Below are 12402 nucleotides of genomic sequence, written 5' to 3'. Positions count from 1 at the left end.
ACATACCCAAATGGATATTAAATCTTTTCCATGACCTAACTAATTAGAAGATGCTAAATATTCCTTGCAATAGCGTAATATAGCCTGATCAAAAATTTTATATATTTCCGATTTGTAGTAATCCCTTTCCCACTTGGTTGCCGATTGAAGTAATTCTAACCTTAAATCATCGACTTCGGAAAATTCTTCAGGAGTTAGAATATCTTTTAGTATGGGTGTCTTCATTGGAACAACCTCCAATTCCCGTATATTAGTCATTATATTAATATTTTATAAGCAACAAGTGATGGTCATGCTTGTACATTTATTTTTCTTTAAGTTCGTCTATCTTAATTTCCTTCGTTAAATCTGCTTTTATCTTTCTGTTTATTCTCTCATTCGCCTCCAAATTCGCATCAGACATTTTCCTTATCAGTCCTTCTCCTGCATAGCCCGCCAATATGGCAATCAGAACTAGCCTTTCTATTTCAACTGGTCCAGCCACAATAACTCCCACTAGTGCAGCAATTGAACCAAAGGCACAGTCCAATAAGAAACCGGGATTCCAAGATGTTTTATTTATCTTTGGCTTTTTGATATGCTTGTTACTTTTCGTGTGTGTCAGCAACCCCATAAGGATGCCAATCATGATTGTTATACATAACTCAACAAGCAACGTCTTCACCCCTTAAGATGGTAAAGAGCAATTCTCTTCACCGTCATTTCAAGTAAAATCATTCTCTTTTTTTAAACATGCTTAATATTCTTCTGGCAGCATTACCGTACAAGTAATTGTTTCTTTCGATTTGTCAATTATAATCCAGATTTGTTCCGGTATCATCACCAGCAATTCATCAAGAATATTGTTGTTTCCATCTGTAACAGTCGTTTTTAGGCGGTTCTTTTTGAACGCAAAAAAGTAGCTTTTATCTTCATGTTTTATCGCTGCTCTGATCAAACTTTCCATATCATCAGCTGTAAGGATGTTATTTTGGAGGTATAAATCAATACCTGGTGTAGCTACAATTATTATTTCTTTTATCATTTATAATCGCACCCTTTCATTTTTTAACCAACCGGGTAGAGATGTAATTCCTTATATTGCGTTAAAATGTCTTCAAAATGATCATCTGCCCAATCCTCAAAGCACCCTAAGTCACAAAAATAAACTTCAGCCTGCTCATCGAACAGAGCATCATCACAATCTATGGAACTCAGACACAGCCCGCATGAAATTTTTCCATTCATTTTTAACACTCCTTATTAGCAAAAAAGTACTCCAATAAGCTTCCAACTTCCCGCTTTTCAGAGTACTTTCTAAACTACCTATTTTTATTTTTCAAATGTAAATAACCTTTGACCGTATCCTTTAATTCAATCTCTAACTTCCCATCAAGACCAAAGCACTTATTAACGATGGTCACCTCATCCTTTAACTGATACTTTTCAATCAATCGATCAATATATCCCTCCGCATCAAGTTGACACATAGGACCTCTTGATTCAATTGTTACATGCTTTGCACGTAATCGAACCCAAATTGATTTGTGGTTATCGAACTCCTCAATAAATAAAATACATTTATTGTAATTTTGGGGCATTATAAATACCCCTTCTCTTTTAGACTGACAAATTTCCGATCACCAATTATAATGTGATCCAGAATCTCTATACCAATCATCTTCCCCGATTCCACCAACCGACGGGTAACATGAATATCCTCCTGCGATGGAGTTGGCGATCCACTCGGATGGTTGTGCAGTGCGATGATTGAGGCTGCTGAACGTTTGACCGCTTCACGGAATAACTCCCTCGGATGAACAATCGAAGCATTCAGACTGCCAATAAAGACTATCTTTTTATGAATAACTTGATTCTTTGTATCGAGATATACGGCAACAAAATGCTCTTGTTTCAGATGTCGCATTTCTTCCATCATGTAGTCTGCAGCATCCTCCGGTGAACGTATGGTATACTTATGATTTTTATCCCCCGTTCGACACCTTTTACTAAGTAAAAATGCAGCATGTAGAGTCAACGCCTGATTATGCGTTAAACCTTCTCCTTTTATCTCTTCTATTGTCATATCAACCAAATTATTAAGCGGATAATCACTTAGCTTCTGAACAATATCGGTATTGGCAGATGGCCCGAGAATCACTGACAATACATCATGGTTACTAACTAAACCGTGATCACCGATGGAGTCATAAGTTGTAACAGCTTCTCTTGCTTTTTCTATTGCATTCATTTTATCTCCTTTCCACGCAAGACAGGTACCAGATGGCACCAGGCTTGCGTGCCATCTGATTATCATGCCTTGATGGAAGGCTTTATTTTTTGTATAATACTAGTAACTTAATTTTAACTACTTCTTTTTACGTGACGTAAATCTTTGCGTCACTTTTTTTGTGCCCAGTTGGGACAGCCTCTGTTCTTCCCAGCCCAATTTATTAATGTTGGATTTGGAAATGCTAAACATACTCCATGGATCTACACCATCCAATGCCATTTCACGAGCTATCTCTTTTAGTTCCGCATTACTAAATTTCCAGGAAATAGATTCATAGAAATTCCAAACCTCTTCTCCAGTGTCCACAGCACCATAGTCTTTTACAAAGGTTTTTAATTCATCTTTCATTTGTTTAAGCGCAGCTTCCAGTCGATTAATTTCATTGGCCAGCTGAATTGCTTCCTCATAACTATCTACTTCATTAGCTTGAAGTTGTGTTGCTACACCCATTATTTAATCCCACCTTTCCCCATTTTCACAAAAGAACCCGTGCCACGAAATTCCAATTCTTTGGCTGTGATCATCAGGAAGATTAAATAAGCTTCTTTCAAACTTAGCTTCCTAATTTCCTTTTGGCTACTAAGATGAAAGAATCGTTCTCCCTTTCTCACCAAAAATTGGTTCTTTTTTTGTTCATCCGTATAAGCGATGAACACCTTCTTTTTCTTCTTAAGCATCTGAATCCTCCTTTAGATATTTTTTATAAAATAAAAAAGCCGATTAACTCCGTTAAGGAATCAATCAGCTTTTTATTAACCATTAAAAATGCATAGCCTGAGCTATACAATCTTAATAATATATCCTATTTTCATTTTGGCAGTATACCCGCCGGTTCAACTTCTCCTATGAATAATCAAGTGGATACATTGGAGTACATGAACAATGTTCTTAACCTTTTTGCCGAATCTCCTTCTAAAATTGAAGGCATGACGACTTTCACAAAAAGTGAATCCACAACTAAATAATTATATTTTTATAATAACCATATAATTTCCATTTGTCAAACTATTATTTAGGCAAATATGTTATTATAAAATTAACAATAGACTGGCTTCGCATGAGGGGTTAGGTGCACCGGTTACCTTCTGGGATATTTCCCATGGGAGGAGGTGCTGCCTATGGATATGAAAGATGTGTTAACGCTGATGATATCATTCGGCATGTTAATTGCGTTTGTCATGTCCGAAAAAAATGAAAAATAATCCCTCATGCGCTTTAGTCGGGACGTGAGGGATTAATCTTGCGTACCTTCCCCCTCTTGATGGGGTTGGTCTATTGTACCGTTCCATGTTACCAGCATGGGACGGTTTTTAATATTGTATGAATTTCTATAATTATTATACCACGAATCGGCTTTCTGTACACCTTTATAAGTCAATTCCATTACAGTTAATAATCTAATTTAAATAGTCGCCCCTAACCTTCTGGTGGTAACCTTGAAATAAAGATTGATCAAATGAACACCGCAAAGCTACATTTTGGGCAAATGAAAAGAATCCATTTTGAAAATAGATCGATCAAAACGTATTCTTCTCTTGTGAACAGATGTAAAGTTTTTCTGGCTATGATCTTCTGCAATCGCGCCCGATAATTGAAGATAGCGAATTATTTAACCCATTTCAATTTTAGCAAAAAGTTTTAATTCCTTTTGACATTCACGTTAACGTATATGTTATTAATAATAGGTAGTATTAAGAATGACAGACAAGGAGTTGTTTTAAATTTATACAATCGGAGACATCATAAATAAAGTAAATATCAGCAGAAGAACATTGCATTATTACGACCAGATTAATCTGTTGAAACCAACCACTGTCAAAGAGAATGGATATCGTTTTTACGATAAGCAGGGCTTAATAAAGCTCCAAACCATTCTTGCTTTAAAATCAATGGATTATTCATTAGATCAAATTAAAGCATTACTTGACAAAGGTGAAACACCTCATAAAGATGCTGATGATGCTTGGCAGCAATCATTAAATGAACAAATAAATTGTGCCTCAAAGAAGATAGATGAATTAAAGAGAAAGCAATTTATTTTAAGAAGTATGTCCCAAACAATTGAAATGTCAGGTAACTATAATGAAGAGCATATCATTGAATTGATAAAAAGAATCGAAGGATCCTATTTTATTGATGGTGAAATACCAGCAACTTTTCCATCCGATATATTTACTGAAGATGAAGTAAAAATTCTTGAACAACTGCCCTTAATAGGAAGCGATGACGCTCGGATACATAACACCCTTAAACTTGTCAAGGAAACCCGTGAAAATATGCATGTTCCCCCAAATTCGCCTATCGCACAAGAACTTGCAAAAAAATGGAGACAGTGTATAACAAGTTGGTTCAAAGGAGATGTAAAACTACAAGAAAAATATTTTAACTTTATTGATTCAGTCAACAAAAATAACCAAGTTATCTTCGGTTTGGATGAAAAGCTAATCAACTATATTGACAAAATTTTGGATCACTTAAATCAAGAGGAGATTGACAAATCATGAGTTTAGCTAAAGAAATGGGCAATCACAAGGATTTTTTTAAACATTTAACATTATTTATAATAGTTCACATCATTATTAATGTATTGATACGGATGGAATCTACCCCACAATTTTTTTCTGGTATCAAAAAGTCTATCTTAAATGGCAATATATGGTTTTACCATGAAGGGACAGGAATATTTATTACAGCCATATGGCTTGCCTTTCTTATATGCCAAGGATTTTACGTGCTTATTATTAAAAGTAAAATTGAAAATGAGAACAACGAATGATAAGCGATTTTATTGTTGATTACAAATGGTATTTTTTTATTGTTGGAGAAATCATTTTTTGGGGTAGCATTATTGGTTCATTACTATTTAGGTACATATTCAATATGAAGAAATTGAGTAGGTATCTTATTTTACTTTGGTTACTAAGCGATTTATGGCTTTTAACACTTGGTATATTTGTCTATGTAAAAACAGGGGAATTTGATACATTTCAAATTATAATTATTATTGCCATTATTTATGTATTTACAGAAGGTAAAAAAGATTTAGAAAAGCTTGACCGTTTTATCAACCGAATGACAGTAAAATGGAAAAAATAACTGATTTCTTGTTACACAATCGCCCAATGGTGCAATATTGGCGCGAATCCTTATTAAAGATTCGCGCCCGATAATGAAATAAACTCAAACTCCCCTTCTTTCTTACAAAACCTTATATTTCTTTGTATAACCTAGACAATAAGTTATAACCCGGGTTTACCTCCCATGTTTCATAGGGAATAAAAAACTTTGATTTCATTGCATCAAGCGTCCGAGATTTTGTTGTGGGCGGGTTATATATTGATCTATGTTAGAGTTGTTTATTTCTATATATCTGGCTTCTTTTATTTCTTCCGGTTGAATTTTTATTTCCCCACTAACATATTCGGCTTTAAAAACTACCGATAGGTTATACTTCGTCGCATTATAATAGACACCCGTTATACCTACAGGGCGAATTACAATCCCCGTCTCCTCTAAAAATTCTCTGCAAACCGCCTTGTCTAACGGCTCACCTACTTCAACATTTCCCCCGGGCATTTCCCAAGTATCTGAACGCCAGTGAGTCCTAAGTAATAAAACCTCATTTTTTTCGTTCATTACTAAAGCAGAAACTGAAACAGCATGTTTTGGTGGTTCATATTTCACTTAATATCACCTCCTCATGTATTAGATTCACCAACCCCTAGTAAAATCCTTCTTGGGTTAAATAAATCTTACTTTAAGTGGAAACTTCACAATCTATTCCAAGGCTTAAGCTAGAATGTAGGTGTTGTGCAACAATATGGCCCTTATACGTAATAAGGGCGCTGGTTCTTGCTCCATTATCGCGTCCGTTTGCAGAGGATTACAAAGAATACAGTTCTATTATTTTTTCTATGGGTAGTTTATTCGGATTACTCATATCAACAAAATAGGGCAACTGCGATTTTTGAGTTTTAATTGCTTGTATACTAGTCGGACTATCCCAGCTAGGATAAACTCTAATTGCCATTTTACCCTTTGTTGAACTGGATCTAAGAATGTTCTGCTTGAAAAGAATTTCTTTTGGAAAAATAAATTGCCCAAACTCATTTTCATTTTTAAAGGTAGTTATAACTAATAAATCAGGTGCTTCCTCATATGAATAGGGTTGATTTTTATTATTTTCATCTTTTTCCCAAAATGCAACAAACTGCCCTACTTTGGTAGGGGTTATATTCGCAACTCTGAATCGAACTGTTCTAGAAGGTAATTCAAATGTACCCGCACCATACTTAGAATTTTGCTTTTCTTCCTGAATCGACTTTACAGTTAAGTGATTCGGCTCATAAATCATTTTATTTACATAAGTTAATGCTGTATAAAAGTTACTCATTTCTTCACTCCTAAAACCTTCAACTAATGGTCCGATTCAGGCACACTGTATCTTCAACAACTGCGCCCGATTGTTGAAGATTCATGTTTGTCAGGTATTCAACCAAAATAGACTTTTTGAATATCATTGATCGTTTGAATCAAATCATCTTTCAGGTCATCGGGCGAAATGATTTTTATATTTTTTCCATAGCTTAAAATGACGGAGATCGCATAATCTCTTGAATAAAAAATTGTCTTTACATCAATAAAATCTCCGTGATGTGTGAATTCTACAGGGAATTGCTCAAGCACTCTTTCTTGTGCACTTAAGTCAAAGCGAAGATGGACGTTTGTTCCTTGTTCCCGAACAACAGGACGCTTGTAATCTGCTCTTAAATAAAATTGTTCTTCTAACACTTTTAGATTAGACATCCTTGAAACACGAAAATAGCGCTTATCTTTTCGTGATAAACAGTAACCATCTAGGTACCAAATTCCTCTCTCCCATAAAAGATTCAATGGTTCTATCTTTCTTTCTGATATTTGACCAGTAGCATTTGTATAGGTAAGAGCAATCCTTTTCGATTGATCGATGGCTTCCATTATAATACGAATAATTTCTTTCTCTTCTTCTGATGCGCTTAAATCGAAAATAATTTTATCCTGGCGCTCTGCATTTGACAGAGAGGGTTGTAAGGAACTTATCTTATTGATTAAAGATATGAACTGTTGGCCGCCGATGGCACCGTCTGCACTCTTTAAAAGATTATAGATTACAGAAAAGTCATCGATAGAAAAATGCTGCTTTGTCAAGAAAAAACCGTCCATTATCTCATAACCGCCATCTGTTCCAGAGAATGAAGTAACTGGTATACCAGCTTGGTTAATCAATTCAATATCACGATAGATTGTACGAACAGAGACCTCAAACCTAGAAGCAAGTTCTGTAGCCGTTACTCGTTTTTTCGTTAACAATTCTATTGTAATACCGAGCAGACGATCAAGTCTCATTTTTTTCCACCTCATACTAATAATCTTTTCTAACTACCTCAGTTCGTAGGGGATATCCTTAATAATAATCTTTTTTCTACATAGAGATATTATCAACAACTGTATTCTCAAGGGTTGTCAATTCCGCTAATTATAGAATGGCACCTTGTTAAATAAAGCTCAAGCATGGAGGCACCTTAATTAATTTTTCATTTTTGTGATTATCAAGCAGGAAAATACATGCCTTGAATTGGATAAAAAGCAAGCCAACTTATCTAAAAAACGAGTGAGTATTATGGTTGGAGCTGACGGAAAAACATACGTAAGTCTTCAGTGAAAAGTTTAGGTTGTTCAAATGCAAAGAAATGTCCGCCTTGTTCATATTCCTTCCAATACACAATGTTATGATCTTTTTCCGCTAAGCGCCTGATGGCTGTATCGTGAGAAAGGGATAACAACACACCAGTCGGAACTATACCACGACCTTTTGGTATCCAAGCTGATTCGTCATGCATGGACTCATAATAAACCTGGGCTGATGAACCGGCCGTTCCGGTAAACCAGAATAGGCTAACATTCGTCAGCATACAGTCGCGGTCAATTGATTCCTCGGGCAAACCATCCATTGGATCCGTCCATTTTTTGAATATCTCGACAATCCAGGCGAGTTGACCGATTGGAGAATCATGTAGTCCATAAGCTAAGGTTTGGGGGCTTTTGGACTGAATTTGCAAATAACCATCATTAAACGTTTCTAACCTTGTCATTCGTGTTTGTTCATCTTCCGTTAAATTATCCAGCTCACCTTCTTCACCTGATGGAAAGGTAAGTAAAGCATTTAGGTGTAGCCCCATGATTCGCTCCGGAACAAGATGCCCCATTTCGGGAGCAATAAAAGCACCTGTGTCACCGCCATGTACCCCGAACTTTTGATAACCAAGCCCATCCATTAAATGAATAAAAGCATTCGCCATACGGCTAGGAGTCCAACCTGGCTCACTCAATGGTATGGAATAACCAAAGCCCGGTATTGATGGAATAACAAGGTGGAATGCATCCGCAGCTTGTCCGCCATGGGACCTAGGATTGGTTAAGAGATCGATAACATCTAGGAACTCAACAAATGATCCTGGCCAACCGTGAATGAGCATCAACGGAGTTGCATCAGGTTCGGGCGACTTAATATGAAGAAAGTGAATGTTTTGCCCGCTAATTTTCGTTATAAACTGGGGGAATTCATTGAGTCTTGCTTCATGTCTACGCCAATTATAGCTTTTTTTCCAATAATCCGCCAGTTCCTTCAAATAACTTTTTGGAATACCACGCTCCCATCCGGTTCCCGCAAGTTCTTCCGGCCAACGGATGCGGCCTAACCGTTCTTTTAAATCATCAAGATCGACTTTTGAAACCTCGATTCGGAATGGTTGAATGGAATCAGATGCTTGCTTTAAAGTGTACTTTGCTTGTTCGTTATTAAAATTACTCATATAAAAAAACACCTTCCTATATTGGAATAATCATATAATAAAACATTAATCCTGACATCTTGTATGTCAGGATTAGAAAATTTTAAATAATAAATTAATCAAGTATATAAAACGGTCGTTTTTTGTCCTTTTATTAGAAAATCGATAAAAACCTTTAAGAAAACTTGTTAAGTAAACGTCTGACAAGAAAAGAGCATTTCCTCAAAAGCCTCTAAACCTACTTGAACAATAAGAGTGTTTTTCACTATAAGTTCTTAAACTATCTGAGCCTTCAACAGTCAATGTTGAGCTCCAATTCTTATTCCAGAATGGTTTGCAATAGGTAAGCCTTTGAGGTCATCTCCAGCTTTTCCCCTGCTCCACACGGAGCGTGCAGGTTTCCCCGCACTCCGCGTTCCATCTAACAAAATATACTGAGTTATAAGTTCCTCGTTACTTCATGTTTGGGATTTTCAAATCGTTTCAAGCTCACATTTCCTACGGAAACGATTGACTTTATTTATCATGTCTCCAGTAAGCTGAAACCCTTGTATAAGTCCATCAATCGTCTTTTTATTAGTGGAATGAATTAACTTGTGTATCCCTCTGTGTAGGATACGAAGGTTGTCAAATCGGTCATTTCCGCCAAGACTTATTGGTACATAGTGGTGACAATGAACATCGGTCGCAGGCAATTCCACGCCTGTGATTTCACATTTTCCCATCTTCATGCTGTACCTGCTGATTCGGTTATCCATGTATTCAATACTTCGGTTTGGAAGTGTTGATTTCATGAGTAAGCCTATTTCACTTTGGATATCTGAGCGCAACTTTTTGTGTATTATGTTCCTTCCTTCTTCCGTGAAGGGCGTCATTTTTGGAGTAAACCCGAAGGCATTCACCGTTTTTACATCCGCAAGTGGAAATAGATATACACCAGCGATTTGAAATGTTTTAAATCTATTAACATACATCTTTTTATAAGTTGGTGGCGGATTAGCCGGATGACCATATTTTCCTACTGGTCTAAGATGATTGTAGATGAACGCACCAAGATCATAGGCAAGACGTGAAAACTCGAGATTAACCTTGGTAGCCCTTTTGAAATATTGATGAATTCCCAAAACAAAACTATTGAAAAGCAACGCATTCATTGCCGAGGGAGAGGTCCTAATTCTTTGAATTAGTTTCTTTGCCTCTTCTTTCATTTTGCGTTTTTTACTCGCTTTAATGCCGGTGCGTGCAACACGTTTTTTACCCTTTATGTCAGCCCGGATGGTGAATCCAAGAAATTCAGATTCTCTCTTTCGCAAATTCACTATCTGTGATTTTTCAGGCGAAATGTCCAACCCCAAACGGTCCTTGAGAAATAGCCTCACGGCATGATACCATTTTTGAGCTGTTTTTCCATCCTTACATAAGATTTTAAGGCAAGTAGACCACTGGAACCTCCCCAGTAGCCCCTCTCAGAACCGGACGTGAACCTCTCGATTCATCCGGCTCCCATTATTCAGCCGTAGGCTTGATACCTAATTCCCAATGTTTAAAAAGTCTGGGGTTTTGTTTCGCAATTCTACCCATAAAATGTTCTGCCCTTTTCTTATGTCTAGCTAATCTCTTATATTTCTTTCTTGCCCACATAATTAAGGCTTTATTAATATGCCTTAAGGCAGAGTACATTTCGGATTTATAGAACTTACCATAGTAATTAATCCACCCTTGAATTACGGGATTAAACATATTTGATAGATCATTGAGATCTTTTTCCGCTTTCAATTGTAGTTTCCAGTCTCTCACTTTTTGCCGAATTGATTTCTTCGATTTATTGCTGATGGCAGGAGTGAAATTCACAAAATGTTTTCCCCACCTATTCTTTGACAGTCGTGGTCTGAATGTATAGCCTAGAAAATCAAATGAGATATTTTCATGCTCTTCTTTTCTATCTGCATCCTTACAATACACAATTTTCGTTTTATCTGGATGTAGTTCAAGCTTACATTCTCTCATTCTTTTATCTAGAAATTCAAGCATTCTCTTTGCTTCTTCCTCTGTCTTGCAGTGGATGACTGCGTCATCTGCATACCTAGCGAACGGATTGTTTTGGTGATGAATAGCCATCCATTTATCAAATGTATAATGAAGAAATAAATTCGCTAATACCGGGCTAATTACACCACCTTGCGGTGTCCCTGATGTGCGTTCTATTCTTCCTTCTTTTGTTTGAAAGGGTGCTTTCAACCATCTCTTAATGTATAACTTTACCCAGTCTATTTGCGTATGCTTTTCTACTGCTTTCATCAATAAATCGTGATCGATATTATCAAATAATCCCTTTATATCGAATTCAAGTACCCAATTGTACTTCCAGCATCGTTTTCGAGTGGTCTCTATCGCTTGAGTAGCACTTTTCATAGGTCTGTATCCATAGGAATCAACATGAAAGGACGGTTCGACCGAAGGTTCAAAATATAATTTCACTGTCATTTGTGCAATTCTATCCGCAACCGTTGGAATTCCTAGTATTCTTGTACCTCCGGCTTTTTTCGGTATTTCCACGGCTTTAACAGCTGGAGGAAAGTAACTCCCAGATGACATTCGATTCCATACTTTATACAGATTATCTTTGAGGTTCCCTTCGAATTCTTCGAGGGATTCCCCATCAATTCCTGCTGACCCTTTGTTTGCTTTTACTTTAAGGTAGGCTTCATATACTATGTTTTTAGATATTGCATATGGCTTTGTTTTATTCATAAGTTCCTCCCATTTGCTGGTTGACTTGTTTATAAAACTGAATAACATAACCCCTTTGCTCCATCTCCGTTAGGAGGTTTCATCGCTACTACGAGTTATTCCGCCCCTATACATGGCATTGGTACTCTGATTCTCATGGGATCTCCACTTGAAATCTCTCCCTTAACATCCATGTCGTAGGTTCCCACGTTCCACACAAAAGCCTGCATTAAGTTCACGCCGCCTTTATACCGGTCACCGAACGGACAATAAACAGGTTTCCTCCGAACTTATCCTGAGTTAACGACTCCCCCTCAGTTTTGATGACATCACTACGCTTTCGATACTTCTTAAGCGGTTCAATGGTTTTCGTCTCCTTAATACATACCTGACAGAATCTGGTTCTGCCTTTTCCCTAACGCTCAATACCATAGCTTTTGACTACAGCACCTTAGGGTGGTTTGCAATCTCTACCTGTATAGCGATTGCGAGAGGCCTACTCTCATCTTAAGTGCAGCATAGCATCCAAGGCGTACTTATCAAGCATACTTCGTTTGCTTTCGTGGCGCA

17 protein-coding genes and 1 pseudogene are annotated in these 12402 nt (G+C 36.9%); 4 read left to right on the top strand and 14 right to left on the bottom strand.

Annotated features, from left to right (window positions below; translation table 11 throughout):
* Positions 1-39: 39 nt before the first annotated feature.
* The 8 genes from CIL03_RS08625 to CIL03_RS08590 form a co-directional block, all read right to left on the bottom strand.
* Positions 40-225, bottom strand: coding sequence for a hypothetical protein (locus CIL03_RS08625; protein WP_094885427.1), 186 nt, complete (start codon positions 223-225; stop codon positions 40-42).
* Positions 226-304: 79 nt separating this feature from the next.
* Entirely contained in the window at positions 305-655 is a 351-nt protein-coding gene (locus CIL03_RS08620; RefSeq protein ID WP_094885426.1) for a DUF4257 domain-containing protein, read from the bottom strand.
* Positions 656-736: 81 nt separating this feature from the next.
* Positions 737-1024 carry a hypothetical protein gene (locus tag CIL03_RS08615; protein WP_094885425.1) on the bottom strand — a complete coding sequence of 96 codons (288 nt, stop codon included), beginning with the start codon at positions 1022-1024 and terminating at the stop codon, positions 737-739.
* Positions 1025-1047: 23 nt separating this feature from the next.
* The gene (locus CIL03_RS08610; protein WP_094885424.1) at positions 1048-1227 is read right to left on the bottom strand and encodes a hypothetical protein; all 180 of its coding nucleotides are present in this window, start codon (positions 1225-1227) and stop codon (positions 1048-1050) included.
* Between the two features lie 74 nt (positions 1228-1301).
* A complete protein-coding gene (locus CIL03_RS08605) occupies positions 1302-1580 on the bottom strand; it encodes a hypothetical protein (protein ID WP_094885423.1) in 279 nt (92 codons plus the stop codon).
* A complete protein-coding gene (gene radC, locus CIL03_RS08600) occupies positions 1580-2230 on the bottom strand; it encodes a RadC family protein (protein ID WP_094885422.1) in 651 nt (216 codons plus the stop codon). The genes CIL03_RS08605 and radC overlap by 1 nt, the downstream gene beginning before the upstream one ends.
* 117 nt (positions 2231-2347) lie before the next feature.
* Entirely contained in the window at positions 2348-2722 is a 375-nt protein-coding gene (locus CIL03_RS08595; RefSeq protein ID WP_094885421.1) for a hypothetical protein, read from the bottom strand.
* Positions 2722-2949 (bottom strand): hypothetical protein, encoded by a 228-nt coding sequence (locus CIL03_RS08590; RefSeq protein ID WP_094885420.1) that lies wholly within the window; start codon positions 2947-2949, stop codon positions 2722-2724. Before CIL03_RS08590 ends, CIL03_RS08595 begins: the two co-directional genes overlap by 1 nt.
* A gap of 441 nt (positions 2950-3390) precedes the next feature.
* Between CIL03_RS08590 and CIL03_RS20375 the strand changes: the two genes are divergently transcribed.
* From CIL03_RS20375 to CIL03_RS08575, 4 genes are all read left to right on the top strand, one after another.
* Positions 3391-3474 (top strand): putative holin-like toxin, encoded by an 84-nt coding sequence (locus CIL03_RS20375; RefSeq protein ID WP_420855403.1) that lies wholly within the window; start codon positions 3391-3393, stop codon positions 3472-3474.
* Positions 3475-3993: 519 nt separating this feature from the next.
* Positions 3994-4776, top strand: a complete 783-nt coding sequence (locus CIL03_RS08585) for a MerR family transcriptional regulator (protein WP_094885419.1) — start codon at positions 3994-3996, stop codon at positions 4774-4776.
* Positions 4773-5048, top strand: a complete 276-nt coding sequence (locus CIL03_RS08580) for a 2TM domain-containing protein (RefSeq protein WP_094885418.1) — start codon at positions 4773-4775, stop codon at positions 5046-5048. Before CIL03_RS08585 ends, CIL03_RS08580 begins: the two co-directional genes overlap by 4 nt.
* A gap of 104 nt (positions 5049-5152) precedes the next feature.
* Positions 5153-5368, top strand: a complete 216-nt coding sequence (locus CIL03_RS08575; protein ID WP_133087819.1) for a hypothetical protein — start codon at positions 5153-5155, stop codon at positions 5366-5368.
* Positions 5369-5480: 112 nt separating this feature from the next.
* Here the strand turns inward: CIL03_RS08575 and CIL03_RS08570 are convergent.
* The 6 genes and pseudogenes from CIL03_RS08570 to ltrA form a co-directional block, all read right to left on the bottom strand.
* A pseudogene (locus CIL03_RS08570) lies at positions 5481-5908 on the bottom strand (NUDIX hydrolase).
* 247 nt (positions 5909-6155) lie between these two features.
* Positions 6156-6665, bottom strand: coding sequence for a MepB family protein (locus CIL03_RS08565; protein WP_094885416.1), 510 nt, complete (start codon positions 6663-6665; stop codon positions 6156-6158).
* A gap of 98 nt (positions 6666-6763) precedes the next feature.
* On the bottom strand, positions 6764-7657 hold the full coding sequence (locus CIL03_RS08560) for a helix-turn-helix transcriptional regulator (RefSeq protein WP_094885415.1): 894 nt from the start codon (positions 7655-7657) through the stop codon (positions 6764-6766).
* 272 nt (positions 7658-7929) lie between these two features.
* The gene (locus tag CIL03_RS08555) at positions 7930-9123 is read right to left on the bottom strand and encodes an epoxide hydrolase family protein (RefSeq protein WP_094885414.1); all 1194 of its coding nucleotides are present in this window, start codon (positions 9121-9123) and stop codon (positions 7930-7932) included.
* Positions 9124-9575: 452 nt separating this feature from the next.
* Entirely contained in the window at positions 9576-10451 is an 876-nt protein-coding gene (locus CIL03_RS08550; protein ID WP_240508029.1) for a group II intron reverse transcriptase, read from the bottom strand.
* Between the two features lie 157 nt (positions 10452-10608).
* A complete protein-coding gene (gene ltrA, locus CIL03_RS08545; protein WP_094885412.1) occupies positions 10609-11853 on the bottom strand; it encodes a group II intron reverse transcriptase/maturase in 1245 nt (414 codons plus the stop codon).
* Positions 11854-12402 lie beyond the last annotated feature (549 nt).

The sequence above is a fragment of the Virgibacillus indicus genome, from assembly GCF_002266285.1.
Classification (GTDB): Bacteria; Bacillota; Bacilli; order Bacillales; family Amphibacillaceae; genus Virgibacillus_K; species Virgibacillus_K indicus.
This window is presented reverse-complemented; position numbering and strand designations above follow the sequence as displayed.

What these genes read in the sequence shown, in the direction of transcription:
- CIL03_RS08565 (WP_094885416.1), bottom strand. Translation starts at nt 6,665, where the DNA reads ATGAGTAACTTTTATACAGCATTAACTTATGTAAATAAAATGATTTAT.
- CIL03_RS08625 (WP_094885427.1), bottom strand. Translation starts at nt 225, where the DNA reads ATGAAGACACCCATACTAAAAGATATTCTAACTCCTGAAGAATTTTCC.
- CIL03_RS20375 (WP_420855403.1), top strand. Translation starts at nt 3,391, where the DNA reads ATGGATATGAAAGATGTGTTAACGCTGATGATATCATTCGGCATGTTA.
- CIL03_RS08605 (WP_094885423.1), bottom strand. Translation starts at nt 1,580, where the DNA reads ATGCCCCAAAATTACAATAAATGTATTTTATTTATTGAGGAGTTCGAT.
- CIL03_RS08580 (WP_094885418.1), top strand. Translation starts at nt 4,773, where the DNA reads ATGAGTTTAGCTAAAGAAATGGGCAATCACAAGGATTTTTTTAAACAT.
- CIL03_RS08555 (WP_094885414.1), bottom strand. Translation starts at nt 9,123, where the DNA reads ATGAGTAATTTTAATAACGAACAAGCAAAGTACACTTTAAAGCAAGCA.
- CIL03_RS08575 (WP_133087819.1), top strand. Translation starts at nt 5,153, where the DNA reads ATGAAGAAATTGAGTAGGTATCTTATTTTACTTTGGTTACTAAGCGAT.
- CIL03_RS08615 (WP_094885425.1), bottom strand. Translation starts at nt 1,024, where the DNA reads ATGATAAAAGAAATAATAATTGTAGCTACACCAGGTATTGATTTATAC.
- radC (WP_094885422.1), bottom strand. Translation starts at nt 2,230, where the DNA reads ATGAATGCAATAGAAAAAGCAAGAGAAGCTGTTACAACTTATGACTCC.
- CIL03_RS08590 (WP_094885420.1), bottom strand. Translation starts at nt 2,949, where the DNA reads ATGCTTAAGAAGAAAAAGAAGGTGTTCATCGCTTATACGGATGAACAA.
- ltrA (WP_094885412.1), bottom strand. Translation starts at nt 11,853, where the DNA reads ATGAATAAAACAAAGCCATATGCAATATCTAAAAACATAGTATATGAA.
- CIL03_RS08595 (WP_094885421.1), bottom strand. Translation starts at nt 2,722, where the DNA reads ATGGGTGTAGCAACACAACTTCAAGCTAATGAAGTAGATAGTTATGAG.
- CIL03_RS08560 (WP_094885415.1), bottom strand. Translation starts at nt 7,657, where the DNA reads ATGAGACTTGATCGTCTGCTCGGTATTACAATAGAATTGTTAACGAAA.
- CIL03_RS08610 (WP_094885424.1), bottom strand. Translation starts at nt 1,227, where the DNA reads ATGAATGGAAAAATTTCATGCGGGCTGTGTCTGAGTTCCATAGATTGT.